General features: G+C 72.7%; 15 protein-coding genes. 9 read left to right on the forward strand and 6 right to left on the reverse strand.

Going from position 1 to position 19,964, the window contains the following annotated elements; all coding sequences use genetic code 11:
• Nucleotides 1-22 precede the first annotated feature (22 nt).
• The 4 genes from ACVW19_RS22435 to ACVW19_RS22450 all read right to left on the reverse strand — a co-directional run bounded on the left by ACVW19_RS22435 (nt 23) and on the right by ACVW19_RS22450 (nt 2,093).
• Nucleotides 23-292, reverse strand: a complete 270-nt coding sequence (locus tag ACVW19_RS22435; RefSeq protein ID WP_457461231.1) for a hypothetical protein — start codon at nt 290-292, stop codon at nt 23-25.
• Between the two features lie 306 nt (nt 293-598).
• Nucleotides 599-826 carry a DUF3107 domain-containing protein gene (locus ACVW19_RS22440; protein ID WP_202277955.1) on the reverse strand — a complete coding sequence of 76 codons (228 nt, stop codon included), beginning with the start codon at nt 824-826 and terminating at the stop codon, nt 599-601.
• Between the two features lie 165 nt (nt 827-991).
• Complete coding sequence (locus ACVW19_RS22445) at nt 992-1,636, reverse strand: TetR/AcrR family transcriptional regulator (protein ID WP_109377021.1); 645 nt, start codon at nt 1,634-1,636, stop codon at nt 992-994.
• A gap of 229 nt (nt 1,637-1,865) precedes the next feature.
• Nucleotides 1,866-2,093, reverse strand: a complete 228-nt coding sequence (locus ACVW19_RS22450) for a hypothetical protein (protein WP_202277954.1) — start codon at nt 2,091-2,093, stop codon at nt 1,866-1,868.
• A 222-nt stretch (nt 2,094-2,315) separates the two neighbouring features.
• On the opposite strand from ACVW19_RS22450, the gene ACVW19_RS22455 reads away from it, so the two are divergent.
• The 7 genes from ACVW19_RS22455 (at nt 2,316) to moeZ (ending at nt 11,064) form a co-directional block, all read left to right on the forward strand.
• The gene (locus ACVW19_RS22455; protein WP_457461234.1) at nt 2,316-3,389 is read left to right on the forward strand and encodes an alpha/beta fold hydrolase; all 1,074 of its coding nucleotides are present in this window, start codon (nt 2,316-2,318) and stop codon (nt 3,387-3,389) included.
• A gap of 8 nt (nt 3,390-3,397) precedes the next feature.
• Nucleotides 3,398-4,912 (forward strand): DUF3152 domain-containing protein, encoded by a 1,515-nt coding sequence (locus tag ACVW19_RS22460; RefSeq protein WP_457461235.1) that lies wholly within the window; start codon nt 3,398-3,400, stop codon nt 4,910-4,912.
• A gap of 213 nt (nt 4,913-5,125) precedes the next feature.
• Nucleotides 5,126-6,859: a DUF3492 domain-containing protein gene (locus ACVW19_RS22465; protein ID WP_457461236.1), complete on the forward strand. Its 1,734-nt coding sequence runs from the start codon at nt 5,126-5,128 to the stop codon at nt 6,857-6,859.
• The gene (locus ACVW19_RS22470; RefSeq protein ID WP_457461238.1) at nt 6,856-8,004 is read left to right on the forward strand and encodes a hypothetical protein; all 1,149 of its coding nucleotides are present in this window, start codon (nt 6,856-6,858) and stop codon (nt 8,002-8,004) included. Before ACVW19_RS22465 ends, ACVW19_RS22470 begins: the two co-directional genes overlap by 4 nt.
• A gap of 40 nt (nt 8,005-8,044) precedes the next feature.
• The gene (locus ACVW19_RS22475) at nt 8,045-9,073 is read left to right on the forward strand and encodes an NAD-dependent epimerase/dehydratase (RefSeq protein ID WP_457461240.1); all 1,029 of its coding nucleotides are present in this window, start codon (nt 8,045-8,047) and stop codon (nt 9,071-9,073) included.
• Nucleotides 9,061-9,822, forward strand: coding sequence for a spherulation-specific family 4 protein (locus tag ACVW19_RS22480; RefSeq protein WP_457461242.1), 762 nt, complete (start codon nt 9,061-9,063; stop codon nt 9,820-9,822). Before ACVW19_RS22475 ends, ACVW19_RS22480 begins: the two co-directional genes overlap by 13 nt.
• A gap of 63 nt (nt 9,823-9,885) precedes the next feature.
• The gene (gene moeZ, locus ACVW19_RS22485; protein WP_457461243.1) at nt 9,886-11,064 is read left to right on the forward strand and encodes an adenylyltransferase/sulfurtransferase MoeZ; all 1,179 of its coding nucleotides are present in this window, start codon (nt 9,886-9,888) and stop codon (nt 11,062-11,064) included.
• Between the two features lie 92 nt (nt 11,065-11,156).
• Here the strand turns inward: moeZ and ACVW19_RS22490 are convergent, their stop codons facing one another.
• Both ACVW19_RS22490 and ACVW19_RS22495 read right to left on the reverse strand, forming a co-directional pair.
• Entirely contained in the window at nt 11,157-12,629 is a 1,473-nt protein-coding gene (locus ACVW19_RS22490; RefSeq protein ID WP_457461245.1) for an alpha/beta hydrolase, read from the reverse strand.
• A gap of 163 nt (nt 12,630-12,792) precedes the next feature.
• A complete protein-coding gene (locus ACVW19_RS22495) occupies nt 12,793-15,630 on the reverse strand; it encodes a lysylphosphatidylglycerol synthase domain-containing protein (RefSeq protein ID WP_457461246.1) in 2,838 nt (945 codons plus the stop codon).
• Between the two features lie 198 nt (nt 15,631-15,828).
• Here ACVW19_RS22495 and ACVW19_RS22500 point away from each other — a divergent pair, with 198 nt between their 5' ends.
• Both ACVW19_RS22500 and ACVW19_RS22505 read left to right on the forward strand, forming a co-directional pair.
• Complete coding sequence (locus ACVW19_RS22500) at nt 15,829-16,251, forward strand: MGMT family protein (RefSeq protein ID WP_457461247.1); 423 nt, start codon at nt 15,829-15,831, stop codon at nt 16,249-16,251.
• A gap of 218 nt (nt 16,252-16,469) precedes the next feature.
• The gene (locus tag ACVW19_RS22505; RefSeq protein ID WP_457461249.1) at nt 16,470-19,880 is read left to right on the forward strand and encodes an ATP-dependent helicase; all 3,411 of its coding nucleotides are present in this window, start codon (nt 16,470-16,472) and stop codon (nt 19,878-19,880) included.
• The last annotated feature ends 84 nt before the right edge of the window (nt 19,881-19,964 follow it).

A 19,964-nucleotide genomic window follows, 5' to 3' on the forward strand; every position in this document is an offset into this window, starting at 1 on the left:
CCGTGCCGGCGTCGGCGGCCGGTCAGGCGGTCGCCGACCGGCCGCGGAGTCTCCCCGTGGGGCGCAGCAGCAGCGACACCGAGGCCACGGAGACGATCGCGGCGCCGGACAGGACCGTCAGCGGGCTGCCCGCGTCCAGCGCGCTGTGTGTGATCAGCGCGCCGAACACGGCCCCGGCCACACCGGTCGACAGGACCAGCGCGCGGGCGGGGAGGCGGTGCGGGAGGCGGCGCGTGGCCGCCCAGGCCAGGGCCAGGCCGAGGATCGCTGAGCTGAGCGTTTCCAAGAGCATGTCGGGGGTCCCTCCCACATGGCCGGCCTGATCGCATCGGTCGTAGCCCGACTTACCCCTGACCTGCGAAACCCAATCCTCCTTTGTGCGCGACCCGTGCTCCACCAGTGAAGGGCGGGGGCGCGGGAAGCGGTGGGGGAGACGGCTGGCGACGCCGGGGGGAACGGCAAGGGGAGAAGGGCTGAACGGGTAACGGTGCGGGAGGGACTGGGAGGGACTGGGAGGGACCGAGAGGGACACGGAAGGGCCCGGCGGTATCGAGATTCCGATGCCGCCGGGCCCTTCCGGCTGTCTGCCGGTCGTCGCCTACAGCGCGCCGAAGCCCACTTTGCGCGGGGCCGGCTCGCCGATCTCGACATACGCGAGACGGTCGGCCGGGACCAGGACCTTACGGCCGTGCTCGTCCACGAGAGTCAGCAGCTGCGACTTTCCGGCCAGTGCCTCGGCCACCACGCGCTCGACCTCCTCGGCACTCTGACCGCTCTCCAGAACGATCTCGCGGGGCGCGTGCTGCACGCCGATCTTGACCTCCACGGCTATGTCCCTCCGACGGTCAGTGAAGTGCGCGACCTTCCGCGCTGTACCCAGCACACATTAGCCCGGTGAGGGGATGTGCACGCTCAGCCCCCGCAACGCCAGGAGCGAACAATCGACGGGAACAAATGCTCCCCGTTCGCCCGGCGGCGCTCCTGGGAGCCGTCAGAACTGCTGCTCGTTGCCGTGCAGCGGGAATCCGGCGATGCCCCGCCAGGCCAGCGAGGTCAGCAACTGCACCGCTTGGTCGCGGGGCACACTGCGGTCGCTGTGCAGCCAGGACCGCGCCACCACCTGGGCCAGACCGCCCAGCCCCGAGGCGAGCAGCATCGACTCCTCGCGTGACAGGCCGGTGTCCTCGGCGATGACGTCGCAGATCGCCTCGGCGCAGTCGTTGGTGACCCGGTCGACGCGCTCGCGCACCGCGGGCTCGTTCGTCAGGTCCGACTCGAAGACCAGGCGGAAGGCCCCACCGTCGTCCTCGACGTACGTGAAGTAGGCGTCCATGGTCGCCCGTACGCGCTGCTTGTTGTCGCTCGTCGACGCGAGCGCGTGGCGCACCGACTGGATCAGCGCCTCGCAGTGCTGGTCCAGCAGGGCCAGATAGAGATCGAGCTTGCCCGGGAAGTGCTGGTAGAGCACCGGCTTGCTGACCCCCGCACGCTCGGCGATGTCGTCCATCGCCGCCGCGTGGTAGCCCTGTGCGACGAATACTTCCTGGGCGGCGCCCAGCAACTGGTTCCGTCGGGCACGGCGCGGCAGGCGTGTGCCCCTCGGGCGCACGGCCTCTGTCTGCTCGATGGCTGTCACGCCGCCTCCCATTCTCGTCCACGTGCGGTGTGAGCCGCGCCGCCATCGTACTTTTCGGTAACCGTGGTGTGCGCGCTGAGAGCGCAGAATTTCACGGACCGGACTGCGGCGAAAGGGGTATGTACTGTTTCAAAACCTGTCAATGGGGGCAGGATGGCGCCTCCCTCCCGGATGATGCCTCCTTGCTCCGGCACCGTCACCTTCACCGGTGGTCGTCCTCTTCACCGGTTCACCGGTAGTCGTCCTCGTGAAGGGAGACGACCCTGGCCTGCTCGGCCAGGTCCGCCTCGTTGGCGCGGTCTGCGTCGGCGCCGGTCAGCGGCTCGTCGCGGTCCTGTTCGAGGTCCGCGCGCTGTTCGGCCGCGTCGACCTCGGGTGCCTCGACGTCGTACTCCTGGTCCTCGCGGGCGTCCTCGGCTTCCTCGAACGTCTCGGGGTCGGTGGGATCTACGGCCATGGCTGGGCTCCCTTCCTATGAACGTCCCCGGAGAGTGCGGGGCCACATGCGGGTGCCCTCGGTATGAGCCTAGGAGACACCCGATCCGGGCGCTATGCGATCCGCGATCGGGTTGTGACACGGTGCGCACAGCGGGGCCCGCGGTGGCCGGCCGGTGTCCGGCACTGCCCCTGTGACCGCGAACACACGAGTCCCCGTGTGATCGTCTCGTAACATTGCGGCATGTCCTCGACCGACCTGCCGTCCGTGCCGCCCGCGACCGTGCTGCCCAGGGTGGCCGCCGTCAGGGTGGCGGAGGGCGAGCGCCTCAGATCGGTCGAACTGCCCGGCGTCACCCTGTCGGTGCGGTCGAGGCCCCCCGCGCGTGAGGGCCTGCCGCCCGCGCTCCACGTCCACGGGCTGGGAGGGTCGTCGCAGAACTGGTCGGCGTTGATGCCGCACCTGGACGACGTCGTCGCCAGCGAGGCGGTCGACCTTCCGGGCTTCGGCGACTCGCCGCCCCCGGACGACGGCAACTACTCGATCTCGGCGCACGCACGCGCGGTGATCCGTTATCTCGACTCTTCCGGGCGCGGCCCCGTGCACCTCTCCGGCAACTCGCTGGGCGGAGCGGTCGCCACCCGCGTCGCCGCCGTACGCCCCGACCTCGTCCGTACGCTCACGCTGGTGTCACCGGCCCTCCCCGAGCTGCGGGTGCAGCGCACCGCGGTGCCCACGGGACTGCTGGCGGTGCCCGGGGTGGCCCGGCTCTTCACCCGGATCACCCAGGAGTGGTCGGCGGAGCAGCGCGTCCGCGGCGTCGTCGCGCTCTGCTACGGGGACCCCGCGCAGGTGTCGCCGGAGGCGTTCCGCAACGCCGTGCAGGAGATGGAGCGGCGACTGCGGCTGCCGTACTTCTGGGACGCCATGGCGCGCTCCGCGCGGGGACTCGTCAACGCGTACACCCTGGGTGGTCAGCACGGCCTGTGGCGCCAGGCCGAGCGGGTACTCGCGCCGACGCTGCTGCTGTACGGCGGCCGGGACCAGCTCGTCGGCTTCCGCATGGCCGGGCGCGCGGCCCGTGCGTTCCGCGACTCCAGACTGGTCACCCTGCCCGACGCGGGGCACGTGGCGATGATGGAGTACCCCGAGGTCGTGGCCGCCGCTTTCCGTGAACTCCTCGCGGATGCAACGGATTCGGTGATTGAGGGGGATACTTTGGAGCCGGGCGCGAAGAGCGCCCCGGGCTCGGCCGCCGGCACCGCTGCGGACGAGACCGCCGACGGCGGGGCCACCGCCGAGAACCTGAGGGGCTGAGGCACCGCGTGGGACGCCACAGCCGTCGTGGACCCGCCCCCAAGGGCGGCACCGCGGATCCGGCGGCACGTGCCGACCGGAGGTCCCGGGGCGGCCGGGGCAGCGACGGCCGGGGAGGAGCCCGGCCGGACGGCCTGGTTCCGCCAGGCCGTGGAGCGCCGGACCACGGTCCGCCTGCGGAATACGGGCCCCCCGCTCACGAGATGCCGCGCCTGCCGGACGGGTGGCTTCCGGACGGGACGCCCGCGCGCGGAGTGCCGCGACTGCCCGACGGCACCCCCGTTCACGGCGTTCCGCACGTCCGTGGTGGCGGGCATCCCGAGCAGTGGGAACCCGGCGGTGGCTGGGGCGAGTTGAGGGGACAGAGCCCGGGGGTCGGATATCCCGGGTACCCGGGGCACCCCGGACCGGCCGGCGGGGGCGTGCCCTTGCCGCGACAGCGCCAGGCGCCCCCCGAGGGCCCGTGGGAAGCGCGGGGACCGCGAGATCCGCGCGGCCCGCGACAGGACTACCTCGACGCCTTCGGTGAGGAGGGCGACCTCTTCACGCCCCGCGATCCGGCCCGCCGGACCTTCGCCGCGGACCCCGCGCACGCGGCGGACCCCTACGCCGCCGTCACCGACTGGGGCACCGTGTCGGCCGCCCGCGCCTCGGCCGACCTCTACGACGACGCGCCGCCCACCGGAGCTTTGGCGGAGACCAAGGGCGCCAAGGGGCGCGCGTTCACCGGGATCGCGGCCGCCGCCGTGACCACCGTGCTGGCCGTCGTCGTGGCGGGCCAGGTCGCCGACGAACACGATGCCGCCGCCGACGACGTACAGGCGCAGTCCGTCACCGACCAGGCGGCGCGCGACGTCCGGGACGCCGGCTCGCGCGGGGCCGGGCGGGACGACGCCTCGGAGACGTCGTCCGGCGCCGGGCCGTTGACGTACGCGCAGAAGATGGAGAAGAGGTATCCGATCGCCGACTCCCTCGAGGGCTCGGGGAAGTTCGACGCGATCCCCGGAATCGACAAGGCGCGGGGCAAGGGGCAGAAGCTCACCTACCGCGTCGATGTGGAGCAGGGGCTCGGCCTCGACGGTGAACTCTTCGCCGAGGCGGTGCAGCGGACGCTCAACGACAACCGCAGTTGGTCGCACAACGGCGCCCGTGCCTTCGAGCGCATCCACTCGGGCCGACCCGACTTCGTCATCACGCTCGCCAGCCCCGAGACGACCGCCGACTGGTGCGCCAGGTCCGGACTCGACACCACGGTGGACAACGTCTCCTGCGACTCGGCGGCCACTGAGCGCGTGATGATCAACGCGTTCCGGTGGGCGCAGGGCGCCGAGACGTACGGCGACGAGCTTCTCGCCTACCGGCAGATGCTGATCAACCACGAGATCGGCCACCGCCTGGGGTACAACCACCTCACCTGCGACAAGGACGGCGATCTGGCGCCGGTCATGCAGCAGCAGACCAAGTTCCTCGACCACGACGGAATCAGCTGCCGGCCGAACCCCTGGCCGTATCCGAAGGGCTGACGGCCCGGCAGGGAGCGCCCGGCGCGCCCGTCGTCAGCTGATCGCATAGCGCGACCAAACGCGCCCCGTGCGAGAAAGTTACGACCGTTCACCCCTTTTGGTGGTGCGACGGACAACCGTCCATCACACCCCCACCTTGTCCGCATACGTTCGTCCCGCTGCGAGCCGTCGGACCAACGGCGGCTCCCCATACGGGAGATCGGGGGTGCACTCGTGCGCATCGGACTGCTTACGGAGGGTGGCTATCCGTATGTGGGCGGTGACGCCGGACTCTGGTGCGACCGTCTCGTGCGCGGACTCGGGCACCACGAGTTCGACGTCTACGCGTTCAGCCGCAGCGAAGCCCAGGAGGACGCCGGCTGGGTACCGCTGCCGCCGCAGGTCACCAGGGTGCGTACCGCGCCGCTGTGGCCGACCGAGGACGACGGGGTGGTGTACGGCAGGCGCGCGCGCCGGCGATTCACCGAGCACTACGGCGAACTCGCCGCCGTGCTCAGCACGGCGGCCCCCGCGACGAACCGCACCCCGGCCGAGGCGGACCGTTTCGCCCACGCTCTGTACGGCCTTGCCGAACTCGCCCACGACGAGGGCGGTCTCGACGCCGCTCTCCGCTCCGAGACCGCCGTACGAACCCTGGAACGCGCCTGTCGTGCGCCCCGCGTGCTGCGGGCCGCGCGGGAGGCCCGGGTACCGGACCTGCTGGCCGTGGCCGCCCATCTGCAGCAGGCCCTGCGCCCCCTCTCGCTCGACTGGTACGAGGAGGACGGGCTCGGCGCGGTCGACCTGTGTCATGCCGCCTCCGGGGACACGGCCGCCCTGCCGGGCCTGCTCGCCGGCCACTTCTTCGACGTCCCCCTGCTGGTGACCGAGTACGGCGTACGGCTGCGCACGCACTACCTGACCCGCCCGGACGCCCCGCCCGCGGTCCGGTCCCTGCTCGCGGCCTTCCACGGCCGGCTCGCCGCCGAGACCTACCGGCGGGCCGCGTTCGTCACCCCGGGCAACGCCCACGCCCGTCGCTGGCAGGAACGCTGCGGTGCCGACCGGGCGAGGATCCGCACCATCCACCCCGGAATGGACGCCACGCCCTTCGCGGGGGCGGAGGAGTCCCCGGAGCGCGCGGACCCGGACACCCTCGTGTGGATCGGCCGGGTGGAGCCCGCCAAGGACCTGGTCTCACTGCTGCACGCGTTCTCCGGTATCCGCGCGGAGGTGTCCGGGGCCCGCCTGCGGATCATCGGCGGCCCGGCCGGCCCGGAGGGTGCCGCCTACCTCGAGCACTGCCGGGCGCTGGCCGCGCGGCTCTTCCCGGACGGAGCCGAGGGCGGCCCGCACTCCGCCGGCACCGGTCCGGTGTCCTTCGAGGAGATCGGCGGCCCGGAACCCACCGGCCGGGCCGAGGCGTATGCCTCGGGCGCCGTGATCGTCCTGTCGAGTGTCGTCGAGGGGTTCCCGGCCGGTCTCGTCGAGGCGATGCTCTCCGCCCGTGCGACGGTGTCCACGGACGTCGGCGCGGTGGTCGAGGTCATCGGCGGAACCGGTCTCGTCGTACCGCCCCGCGACCCGCGGGCGCTCGCGGAGGCATGCGTCGCGCTGCTGCGCGACCCCGAGCGCAGGGCGCGCCTCGGCGCCGCCGCGCGCGCCCGCGCACTCGAACTGTTCACCGTCGAGCAGAACGTCGCCGCGTTCCACGACCTGTACCTGGAGATCGTGGCGCGCAGCCCGGTCCACCGCGTCCTCCTGAACGACACCGGTGACCCCCTGCCCTTCGCCACCCCCGCCGAGGTCCACGTCCCCGGCGACTGGTCCGGCTCCGCCTCCCGCCCGCCGTTCCGCACCGCCCCCGGCTGGGCCACCGGCACCCCCGAGCGGGCCACGGACATCCTGAGGCCGACCACCCCGGTGCCGGCCACACCACTGGTCCCCGCGACGGAGGCGGCACGATGACCGGACTCGACGAACTGGACCGGGATCCGGCCCGGCCCGCCACCACCCGCCCGGGCACCGCCGACCCCGTGAAGGCGCTGCTGCACCGCCACCGCGAGCTGTGCGAACGTGCCGTGGACCCCCTGGAGATCGCGGCGGGCCTGGAGGCGCACGGCGTCACCGACCGGACCGCCGCACGCTTCCGGCACCGGGACGTCTTCTCCCTCGCGGAGGAGCTGTACGCCCGGATCCCCCGCGACCACGACGCACCCGGTCCTTCCGCCACCGCCGCCCCCGAGGCCCGCGCCGGCTGGATCGCCCTCACGCTGCTCCCCGGCGCCCTCGGTGTGGCGTCGGTGACCGCCCTGCGCCTCACCCACGGCCAGACCCGCCTCTACGCGGTCGCCGCGGGCGTGCTCGCCGTCGCCCTGGCCGCGCGCGCGGTCCTGCGCCGGGGCCCGCTCAGCGCCGCCCGCCCACCCGCCCCCGGCACGGCGACGTGGACCTGCTGGCTCATCGGTTACGCCGTCCTGGGCGACGGTCTGCTCCACACCGCGATCACCGGCGGCCCCGACGGCCCGCCCACCGGCGCCGCCGACGGCGACTGGCCGCTCACCGTCGCTCCGGCCCTGGCCCTCACCCTGGCCTGCGCCCCCGGTGCCTGGGGCGCGGGCCTGTTCACCGCACGGGCCCGCCGCAGACTCGCGACCAGCCGAGGCTTCGAAGACTTCACCGCCTCCGTCCGCCCCCTGCTGTTCGGCGTCCTCGCACTGTTCCTGTGCGCTCTGGCCGTTCTCCTCTCCCTCTGCGCCACGGCCCTGGACGAACCCGTCGTCCCCTTCGAAGCGCTCTCCCTGGGCGCCCTCCTCTTCCTGGCCCACCTCCTCGCCCTCCACGGCTTCACCCGCGCCCCGAAGGTGATCCTCGTCGCCACCGCCCTGGCCCAGGCCGCCGCCCTGGCCACGGTCTTCGCGGCCCGCCTCCCCGGCTGCGGCGCGCTGGCCGCGCCCGTGGAAAGCCTGGTCACCACCTGGGGCCCCACCGCCGTCCCGACTCTCACCTGCGGCGCGGCGGCCCTGACCCTCCTGATCCACGCAACCCGCACACTCCCCCGAGCCTCGGCGCACGCCCGGCCGCAGGCCCCACTCCAAGGAGATCCCACATGATCACCCGCCCAGCGGCCCCGGCCGCCACAGGAGCCGCCCGATGAGAGTTCTGCTGATCGGAGCCAACGGGTACCTCGGCCGTTTCGTCGCCGACCGTCTGCTCGCCGACCCGGCCGTCCAGCTCACCGCCCTCGGCCGCGGCGACGACGCCGACGTCCGCTTCGACCTCGCCACCGGCAGCCCCGGCGCGCTCACCCGGTTCCTCGACGCCGTCCATCCCGGCGTGGTGGTCAACTGCGCCGGTGCCACCCGTGGCGGTGCCCGGGAACTCACCCGGCACAACACCGTCGCCGTCGCCACCGTCTGCGAGGCCCTGCGCCGCAGTGGCTGTGGCGCCCGCCTCGTGCAGATCGGCTGCAGTGCGGAGTACGGCCCCAGTCAGCCCGGTTCCTCCACGGCGGAGGACGCCGTCCCCCGTCCCGGCGGCCCGTACGGCGTCAGCAAGCTCGCCGCGACCGAACTGGTTCTCGGCTCCGGGCTGGACGCCGTGGTCCTGCGGGTCTTCTCACCCGCCGGGCCCGGCACCCCCGCCGGCTCCCCGCTCGGCCGCCTCGCCGAGGCGATGCGGCGCGCCATGCAGTCCGGCGACGGCGAACTGAAACTCGGCGGTCTCGGCGCCCAGCGCGACTTCGTCGACGTCCGGGACGTGGCCCGTGCCGTGCACGCCGCCTCGCTCTCCGCCGCGCAGGGTGTCATCAACATCGGTTCGGGCCGCGCCGTCCGCCTGCGGGATGCCGCCGCGGTCCTCGCCCGCGTGGCCGGATACGGCGGGGTCCTCCACGAACTCGACGGCCCGCCCGGTGCCCAGGCCGCCCATGGCATCCACGGTGGCCACGCCACCCACACGGGCCACACCGCCCACACTCCGCATCTCAGGCCGGGCGTCGGCCACCCGCGGAGCGAGTCCGACCACCACGCGGCGTCGGCCGCGTACCCGTACCCGGACGGCTGCGGGAGCTGGCAGCAGGCGGACGTGCGCACCGCGCGCGACCGGCTGGGCTGGCGCCCCAGGATCAACCTCGAGGAGTCCCTCGCCGACATCTGGATGGAGGCGGCATGTCGTATCTGACCCCCCGGGTCAGACCCGGCACCGGTGCCGATACCGGCGTCCGTACCGGCTTCGGCGTCCCCGGACTGGCGCACCCCCTCCTCGCCCCGGCCGAATGGAACGCGCTCACCCGCCCGGGAGACGGAAGCCCTCTGCACTGGGTCGTTCTGAACGTGGCCAACGGTCCCGGCGTGCAACCCGACCCGCACTGCCTGGAGGCAGCCGGCCGGCTGCGCAACGCCGGTGTCCGCATCCTGGGCCATCTCGACTCGGCATACGGCCTGAGAGGCTTCGGCGAGCTGGTCTCGAACGCCCACCGGTTCATCGACTGGTACCAGGCCGACGGATTCCTCCTGGACCGCTGCCCCGCGGACCGTGCCGCGCTCCCCGAGGTCCGGCGGACGGTCGGCGCACTCCGCGCGATCCGTGACGATGCCCACATCGTCCTCGGTCACGGCACCCACCCGGACCCCGGCCACGCCGAGATCGCGGACCAACTGGTCACCTTCTCCGGCCCGTGGAGCGACTACCGCTGGTCGCAGGTGGCGGAATGGACCGCGGACCATCCGCCCGAGCGGTTCTGCCACTTCGTCCACGGAGTGCCCGGACCGCACCTGGAGGAGGCGCTGCGCATCGCCCGCTGGCAGGGTGCCGCGACCATCTACTTCACCGACCGCACGGCCCGCGACGGCCGGACCGATCCCTGGGAACCGCTGCCCGGCTACTGGGACGATCTCGTCTCGCGGGTCGGGATGGGTGTCTCGGAATGAAAAAGGCCATGGCAGTGTTGGGGGGAGAACAACCGTAGTGATTGACCGACCAACGGAGTCCCCGTGTCGCTGCCCCCCCTGGTCGAGCCGGCCCCCGAGCTCACCGTAGACGAGGTTCGCAGGTACTCCCGCCACCTGATCATCCCCGATGTGGGGATGGACGGGCAGAAGCGGCTGAAGAACGCCAAGGTGCTGTTCGTCGGCGCCGGTGGCCTGGGTTCGCCAGGGCTGATGTACATGGCCGCGGCGGGTGTGGGCACGCTCGGCATCGTGGAGTTCGACGAGGTCGACGAGTCGAACCTGCAGCGGCAGGTCATCCACAGCCAGGCCGACATCGGCCGGCCGAAGGCCGAGTCCGCGCGAGACACGATCAAGGGCATCAACCCGTACGTGAACGTGGTCCTGCACGAAGAGCGGCTCGAGTCCGACAACGTGATGGGCATCTTCAGCGAGTACGACCTGATCATCGACGGCACTGACAACTTCGCGACCCGCTACCTGGTCAACGACGCGTGCGTGCTGCTGAACAAGCCCTACGTCTGGGGCTCGATCTACCGCTTCGACGGCCAGGCCTCCGTGTTCTGGTCCGAGCACGGTCCCTGCTACCGCTGCCTCTACCCGGAGCCCCCGCCCCCCGGCATGGTCCCCTCCTGCGCCGAGGGCGGCGTCCTGGGCGTGCTGTGCGCGTCCATCGGCTCCATCCAGGCCAACGAGGGCATCAAGCTCCTCGCTGGCATCGGTGAGCCGCTGGTCGGCCGCCTGATGATCTACGACGCCCTGGAGATGCAGTACCGCCAGGTCAAGGTCCGCAAGGACCCCGACTGCGCGGTCTGCGGCGAGAACCCGACCGTCACCGAGCTCATCGACTACGAGGCCTTCTGCGGCGTCGTCTCCGAGGAGGCCCAGGCGGCGGCCGCCGACGCCACGATCACTCCCAAGCAGCTCAAGGAGTGGATCGACGAGGGCGAGAACATCGAGCTCATCGACGTCCGCGAGCCGAACGAGTTCGAGATCGTCTCCATCCCCGGCGCCCGGCTGATCCCGAAGAACGAGTTCCTCATGGGCAACGCCCTGGAGAGCCTGCCGCAGGACAAGAAGATCGTCTTGAACTGCAAGACGGGTGTCCGCAGTGCGGAAGTCCTCGCGGTCCTGAAGTCCGCGGGCTTCGCCGACGCCGTCCACGTCGGCGGCGGCGTGGTCGGCTGGGTCAACCAGATCGAGCCGTCGAAGCCGATCTACTGACCCCGGGTCACCACCGCGATGCCGGCCTGATCCGAACGAGAGGCCGAGGCGGGGGTCTCGCGCACCACGGGTGCGCGAGACCCCCGCCGTCGTCATGAGCAGACCTTGCCGTCCTTCGGCACCTTGCCGTCCAGCAGGTACGTGTTCACCGTGGAGTCGACGCAGTCGCTCCCACTGCCGTACGCGCCGTGGCCCTCGCCCTTCCAGGTGAGCACGACCCCCACGTCCTTGCCCAGCTCGTCCGCCATCCTCCGGGCGCCCTCGTACGGGGTGGCCGGGTCGCCGGTGTTGCCGATCACCAGGATCGGTGCCGCACCCGGGGCGCCCACCTCCGGGGTGTCGTGTTGGCCCGGCACCGGCCAGTCGTGGCACCAGCCCGCCGTGTCCCAGCCGAGGAACGGCCCGAACACCGGCGAGATCCGCTCGAACTCCGGCAGCAGCTTCTTCGTCTGCGCGGCCGTCGGCCGCTGCCTGGCGTCCGAGCACGATATGACCCGCTGCGAGTGGGTCGTCGTGCCGTAGCGGCCCGACGCGTCGCGTTCGTTGTAGCCGTCGGCCAGCGCGAGCAGTTCCGAGCCGTCCCCCTCCTCCGCGGCCCGCAGGGCGCTGGTCAGCGCGGGCCAGCCCTCCTTGGTGTACAGCGGGAGGACGATGCCGGTCAGTGCCAGTGTCTGGGTCAGCTCCCGGCCGGCCGAGGAGGTGGGCAGCGGCTCGGCGTCGATCCGGTCCAGCAGTTCCGCGATCTCGCGCGTCCCCTGCTCGGGGTCCCGCCCGGTGGACTTCAGATAGTTGTCCAGCGCGCGCTGGAAACCGCGCGCCTGGTTCTTGGCGTGCCCCACCGTGTCGGCGGTCGGGTCGACGACCGCGTCGAGGTTCATCCGGCCCACCTTCTCGGGGAACAGATGGGCGTAGACCCCGCCGAGTTCGGTGCCGTACGAGATCCCGAAGTAGTTCAGCCTGTCGTCGCCGAGTGTCTGCCGGATGTGGTCCAGGTCGCGAGCGGTGTCGGCGGTCGACACGTGTGCCATCAGCTTTCCGGCCGCATCCTGGCAGCCCTGCCCGAAGTCCGCGGCGTCCTTGAGGTAGGCCTGTTCCTCGGCCGGGGTGTCCGGGGTGGTGTCCACCGACTCGGCCGCCTGGATCTCCTCGTTCTCCCGGCAGCGGACGCCCTCGCTGGCGGCCACTCCCCGCGGGTCCCAGCTCACCAGGTCGTACCGCTCGCGCAGCTTCGAGACGTTCGGGGCGTAGGAGGGCATCATCGACACGCCGGAGCCGCCGGGGCCGCCGAAGTTGAACAGCAGCGACCCGAGGCGGTCGTCTCCCGTGGCCTTCGCCCGGATCAGGGCCAGTTCGATCGTCTCGCCGTCCGGTTTCGACCAGTCGAGCGGCACCTCGAGCGTGCCGCACTGCCAGTCGTCGCCGGGTGCGGGCGCGCCGTCGGAGGCCTCGCAGCGCCCCCAGCCGAGCGCCGTCCCGTCGCTCTCGTCATCGGACGAGCCGCCGCACCCCGCCGCCAGGAGCGCGGCGGAGACCGTCAGAGCCGTCCACCGTGCGAAACGCGTCATGTGCCACATCCCCCCTCGCGGGCCGTCCGCACCGTGCGGCGGATGGCGGTCAGGCCATGGTAGGCAGATCCCGGGTTCACGGGGAAACCTGTGGATAACCCTCTGACCTGCTACTTCGCGGAAAGCAGGAGCAGACGGCCCCCGCTTGGCGCGACTCCTTGAACTACAGCGCTTCCTTGCGGGTGAGGTGGTTGAAGGCCAGCCAGCCCGGAAGCACCGGCAGCCACAGGGTCAGCAGCCGGAACAGCAGCACCGCCGGCGCGGCGACCTCCTTGGGCAGCCCCACCGCGATCAGACCGACCGTCAGGGTCGCCTCGACCGCGCCCACACCGCCCGGGGTGGGCGCCGCCGACCCCAGCGCGTTGCCCGCGAGGAAGACGACGGCGACACTGGCGATGCTGATCGAGGTCGTCTCGTCGCCGAACGCCCGGATGGAGGCGTCCAGGCACATCACGAAGCAGGCGGTGAGCAGCAGCATGCCGCCGATGCCGGTGATCAGCTTCTGCGGGCGCTGCAGCACATCGAGCATCCGCGGCACGACACCCGCGAACAGCGACCGCACGCGCGTGACGACGAACTTCCGCAGGAACGGCACCGACGTCACCACGAGCACCAGCACCGCCACCGTCAGCAGACCGGCGATGACCGTGCGGGACGGAGACAGCGACGGCGTCTTCTCGGTACCCGTCAGATAGCCGAACGACAGCAGCATCAGGATGTGGCAGCCCAGCCCGAACAACTGCGACGCGCCGACACTCGCCACGGCGAGCCCCGGCCGCACCCCGGCACGCTGGAGGAACCGGGTGTTCAGGGCGACACCGCCCACCGCCGCCGGGGCGACGATCTTCACGAACGACCCGGCGACCTGCGCCGCCACCGTCCTGACGAACGGCACCCGCTCCGGGACGAACCCCAGCAGCGCCAGGGCGGCGGCGAAGTAGCTGCCCGCCGAGAACAGGACGGCGGCCGCCACCCAGCCCCACTCGGCGCCCGCGATCAGCGGTCCGAACTCGATGTGGGTGAGCTGCGTCAGCAGGAAGTACGCGCCGATGGCACCGGCGATGAAACTGATCAGCGTGCGCGGACGCACCCGCTCCAGCCGGGCCGGCTCCACCGGCGCCTGCGGCCTGATCCGCAGCACCTCGTGCCGGATCTGCGTGAGCAGGTCCTCGTCGCGCGCCTCCTCCAGCGCCTCGTCGATGGCCCGCTTCTCGGCCCGCTGCTCCGCCCGCTGTTCCGCCCGCACGGTCTTCTTGTCCGGCTTCCCGGCCGCGGTGGACCCGGCCGAAGGCCCCTCGACCTGGTCCGCGGCCTGTTCCGCGCGGAGCAGCTTGGCCTGCCGGGAGGCCTCCAGGACCGCCTCACGGTCGCGGTGCGCCCGTTCCCGGGCGAGCCGGCGCAGGGTCCCACGAGTGGAGCGGCTCAACGCGATGGGCTGGAGCATCGGCAGACAGTCCGCCACGGCGTCGGGGCCGAGCACGCTCAGCGCGGAGGCCACCGCCCGTTCGGCGCCCACCCTGAGCCCGAGCGTCACCAGCAGCTGGGAGACGTCCATGCGCAGCAGCAGATCGCCGGCGGCGATCTCACCGACGCGCAGGTCGGTGAGGATCACCCTGCCGGAACGATCCACCAGGATCGCGTCGCCGACCAGCCTGCGGTGCGCGATCCGGCGGGACTGCAACGCCTGCACCTGACGCCAGGTGCCACGCAGCAGCTCGTCGGTGATCTCCTCGTCCGGCAGCGAGTCCAGGGTGCGCCCGCCGCTGTGCTCGTAGACGAGTATCACCGCGTCGGGGCCGAGTTCGGAGGTCGCGATCAGCTTGGGCGCGTTGGCGCCGGCCGCGATGGCCGCGTACGCCAGCAGCGCCTCCTGCTCCAGTGCCTGGCGCAGGGACTGGAGGCTGCTGCGGGTGGCGAAGCCGCGCAGGGTCAGATTGCGCCACGTGCGGTAGAAGAAGCCCTGTGCCTGCTGTTCACGGTCGACCACCGTCACGTCCAGCGGCGGACCGTCCTCCAGGGTGACGAAGTAGCGGCGGCCCCGGTCCCCGGCCTCGACGGCGTCCGACGTCTCCTGACGGGACGCGCTCACGGGACGGAAGCCGACGGTCCGCAGGCCCGCCATCAGGGTCTGTCCGGTGGGGCGCACATTGGGCGAACCGACCGCGTAGAGGGTGCCGTAGGCGACGGTCCAGCCGATCAGCACCGTCAGGATGATGGAGAACGGAGTCGTGTACCCGGTGACGAGCATCGAGAAGGCGTCGAGGAGCAGCACGACCCACAGCACCGCGCGCCATCGGGGTCTGCGGGACATGCCGACGGCCGTCATGTAGGCGATGACCGGTGCCAGGTAGCCGTGCACCGGATCGGTGAGGGCGTGGATGTCGCCGGGGGAGGGCTGGGTCAGCGCGTCCTGGATCGAGCCGGGCGCGGCCCGCGCGACCCACAGATCGGTGGCGAGTGTCACGCCGTGCGCGAGGACGGCGGCGAGCACCCCGTCGGCGATGCGCAGTCCGTCCCGCTTGATCAGCCGTTCGATGGCGAAGGCCACCGGCACGAGGAGGATCGCGATGCTGGAGGCCAGACCGGCGATCTTGATGAGTAGGTCGGGCGCCTGACCGGTGCCCTTGGTGATGTCCTGTTCCAGCCCCGAGGTGGTGCCGTGGGCGAAGGCGGCGACCGCCAGCAGCACCCCGACGGCGAGTACGCCGACGAGCAGCCGCATGAGATCGGACGGCCGGTGCACACGCGCGGGGAGCAGGGGTTCGTCGCCCTCGACCTCGTCGCTGTGCGCCGGATCGGTGACGTCGGTATCGTCCGCCCCTTCTGTCCCGCCTGCCCCTTCTGTGTCGCCGGGAGGGCCCGGAGCGGCCTGCTCTCCCGCCGCCTCGGTGCCGGCGTCCTGCACGTCGGCGTCCTGCGGGCCGGTGTTCCCGGTGTCCGGGCGCGACGAAGCGTCAGAGGCGCCCGCCGTGTCCCCGGGGTGCGCACCCTGCTGTTTCATCGCCTCTTCTTGCTCTCGTATCACCAGTCACCGCCCGCACGATGGTGGCATGCCGTACCGCCGCAAGGGGGCATCAGGGTCCATGTGCGGGGCCGCACAGTCTGCCCGAAGCGCGGTCCCCGGGCGAGGTGTACGCACGCGCGCGTACCCGTCACATGGTCGGTCGTGTTGTCGGTGGGGTGGGGCAGGATGGGGCGGATGAGTCAGGAGAGCCTTCCGTCCGACACCGGCCCCCGGCACGCGGACACCCTGCCCGAGTACGCCGAGCGGGTCCTCGAGGTGGCCGAGCGGATCCCGCCGGGCCGCGTCATGACGTACGGCGACGTGGCCGAGTGGCTGGGGGAGGGCGGCCCGCGCCAGGTGGGGCGCGTGATGGCGCTCTACGGCGGAGCCGTCCCGTGGTGGCGTGTCGTCCGCGCGGACGGTGTACTGCTGCCGGGCCACGAGCTGAGAGCCCTCGGCCACTACCGCGCGGAGGGCACCCCGCTCAAGGAGGCGAGCCGGGCTGCGGAAGGGCACCTGCCGCGCCTCGAGATGAAGCGCGCCCGGTGGGACGGCGGCCACGGGGAGGTTCACACCAGCCAGCTTCCGGCATCGGACGCACCGCCGTGCGACCTGTGATCCGTATGGGGGAAATGGGGCACGACCGTGCCATGACGTACGTTCGTGGGGCGAGTGACACGTGTGCCGCGAGCGTCGGGAGGGAAAATACGGAGGCCCTGCTTCCGCACTCTCCGTCGGTCTAGCGTCACCAGCACGTGTCCCTCCGACCCCGCGGCCACCGCCCACCACACGCGGTGGAACGGCAACCAGCACACCCACCAGGACCGGCGAACCACGTGAGCTCCTCTTCCTTCACCAACGGCCTGTCGCACCCCCAGGTGCGGCGGGGGGCCCGTGGTGTTCATCGACTGGTCCGTACCCCGCCGGCTCGCAAGGCTCCCCCTCGCCTGGACGCCGCACAGCGCTCCGTGGTTGACCACGAGGCCGGACCGATGCTCGTTCTCGCAGGTCCAGGCACCGGGAAAACGACCACGCTCGTCGAGTCCGTGGCCGCGCGCATCGCCCGTGGCGGTGATGCCGAACGCATCCTCGTGCTGACGTTCAGCCGCAGGGCGGCCGTCGAGCTGCGCGACCGCATGGCCCTGCGGACAGGAGCCGCACGCGCCCCGCAGGCGACCACGTTCCACTCGTTCTGCTACGCCCTGATCCGCGCCCACCAGGACAGCGATCTCTTCGTGGAACCGCTGCGCCTGCTCTCGGGCCCCGAGCAGGACGTCACCGTCCGTGAGCTGCTGGCCGGCCAGGTGGACCTCGAACGCCTCGGTCTGGCACACGTGCGCTGGCCGGACGAACTGCGGGCCTGTCTGACCACCCGCGGCTTCGCCGACGAGGTCCGCGCGGTGCTCGCCCGCAGCCGTGAGCTGGGCCTCGGCCCCGAAGCCCTGGACGCCTTCGCCCGCCGCATCGGACGCCCCGACTGGCGTGCCGCCTCCGCCTTCCTCGCCGAGTATCTCGACGTCCTCGACCTGCAGGGCGTGCTCGACTACGCCGAACTGGTCCACCGTGCGGTGCTCCTCGCCCGCCGCCCCGAGATCGCCCGGCAGCTCGCCGCGCGGTACGACGCCGTGTACGTCGACGAGTACCAGGACACCGACCCGGCCCAGGTGCGACTGCTGCACGCGCTGGCCGGCGACGGCCGCACCCTGGTCGCGTTCGGCGACCCGGACCAGTCGATCTACGCCTTCCGGGGCGCGGACGTGAACGGCATCCTGGACTTCCCCGACGCGTTCCCCCGCGCGGACGGCCGTCCGGCCCCGGTCGAGGTACTGCGGGTCTCGCGCCGCTCCGGCGCGGCCCTGCTGGCCGCCACCCGCCTGGTCACCCAGCGCATGCCGCTGACCCGCCTTCCCGCCGAGAAGGTCCGCGCCCACCGGGAACTCACGCCGGCACGGGACGGCGGCCGGGCCGAGGTCCACACGTACCCGACACCCGGTACGGAGCTGGACAACATCGCCGACATCCTGCGCAGGGCCCACCTGGAGGACGGCGTCGCCTGGAGCGACATGGCCGTCCTGGTGCGGGCCGGCTCCCGCACCCTCCCCGTCGTCCGCCGCGCCCTCACCTCGGCCGGCGTCCCGGTGGACGTCGACGGCGACGACCTCCCCCTGCGCCACGAACCGGCGGTGACCCCGCTGCTGACGGCCCTGCGGGCGGTGGCGACGGCGGAGGCGGCCGTCGGCCCGGGACGAGAGCGGGAGCGGGGACGGAACCCGGAGCCGAACGAGGAGCCGGAGCCGGAGCCGGAGCCGGGGCCGGGGGAGGGGGAGGGACAGGGGCAGGAACAGCCGCAGGAACCCGACCGGCCAGAGCCCCGCTGGCTCGACACCGAAACCGCCCTCACCCTGCTCACCTCCCCCCTCGCCGGCATGGACGCCGCGGACCTGCGCCGCCTCGGCCGGGCCCTGCGCGAGGAGGAGCGGGCCGCGGGCAACCCACTGCCACCGCCCTCGGACGAACTCCTCGCCCGGGCGCTGGCCGAACCCGAACGGCTGGTCGTGCACGACCCCACGTACGCGCGTGGCGCCCAGCGGCTCGGCGCGCTGCTGCGCACGGCACGCGAACGCCTGGCCGGCGGCGGCACCGCCGAGGAGGCGCTGTGGGACCTGTGGGACGGCACCCCGTGGCCCGCACGCCTGGAACGCGCCGCCCGCCGGGGCGGCGCCGCCGGACGCCACGCCGACCGGGACCTCGACGCGGTGTGCGCACTGTTCGCGACCGCGGCCCGCGCCGAGGAACGCACCGGCGGCCGGGGCGCCCTGAACTTCCTGGAGGAGATCGACGCCGAGGACATCGCCGCCGACACCCTCACCCGACGCGCCGTACGCCCCGACGCCGTACGCCTGATGACCGCGCACCGCGCCAAGGGCCTGGAGTGGCGGCTGGTCGTCGTGGCCGGCGTCCAGGAGGGCCTGTGGCCCGACCTGCGCCGCCGCGGCTCCCTGCTGGAGGCCGACCGCATCGGCCGCGACGGACTCGCCGAACCGCTCACCCCCGGCGCGCTCCTCGCCGAGGAACGCCGGCTGTTCTACGTGGCGGCCACCCGCGCGCGTGAACGCCTCGTCGTGACGGCCGTGAAGGCCCCCGCCGACGACGGCGACCAGCCCTCCCGCTTCCTGACCGAACTCGGCGTCGAGCCCAAGGACGTCACCGGCCGCCCGCGCCGCCCGCTGTCCGTCGCCGCGCTCGTCGCCGAACTGCGCGCCACCACGGTCGACCCGCGCGTCTCCGACACCCTCAGGGAGGCCGCCGCCCACCGGCTCGCCCGGCTCGCCGCCCTCGCCGACGAGGACGGACGCCCCCTGGTGCCGTCCGCACACCCCTACCGCTGGTGGGGCATGTACGAACCCACCCGGAGCAAGGTGCCGCTGCGCAGCCGCGACCAGCCCGTCGTGCTCTCCGGCAGCGCCCTCGACCAGCTCGCCAACACCTGCGCCCTGCAGTGGTTCCTCGGCCGGGAGGTGAAGGCCGACGCACCCGCGACCGCCGCCCAGGGCTTCGGGAACGTGGTGCACGTCCTCGCCGACGAGGTGGCCTCCGGGCACACCCCGGCCGACCTCGCCGTCCTTATGGAACGCCTCGACTCCGTGTGGAACGCGCTCGCCTTCGACGTGCCGTGGAAGTCGCAGCAGGAGAAGCAGAACGCACGCGTGGCACTCGAACGCTTCCTGCAGTGGCACGTCATGGACCGCGCCGGACGCACCCCGGTGGCCAGCGAGCACGACTTCGACGTGAGCCTCGAGGCCGGTGACTACGAGGTCCGCGTCCGCGGCCAGATGGACCGCGTCGAGGCCGACGGCGAGGGCCGCGCCTACGTCGTCGACTTCAAGACCGGAAAACAGGCCCCCAGCTCCGCCGAGGTGGCCCGCCACCCCCAGCTCGCCGTCTACCAGCTCGCCGTCCAGGAGGGCGCCCTCGACGAGGTGTTCGACGGAGCACGCCCCGAGACGGGGGGTGCCGAGCTGGTTCAGCTGCGCCAGGGCGCCGCCAAACGGGACGGCGGGGAGACCCTGCCCAAGGTGCAGGCCCAGCAGCCGCTGGAGGGGGAGTGGGTCGGCGACCTGCTCGCCACGGCCGCCGGCAAGGTCCTCGACGAACGCTTCACCCCGAGCACCGGCCAGCACTGCGCACACTGCGCGTTCCGGGCCTCGTGCAGCGCCCGGCCCGAGGGGCGGCACGTGGTCGAGTGACGGGCGTCACGCATCGCGCCGCCCGCGCGACCTGCGGTTCTCCGCTCCCGGCGGCCTGCGGTTCCCCGCTCCCGGAGCGCCGCC

The sequence above is a fragment of the Streptomyces sp. TE5632 genome (genome assembly GCF_054061295.1).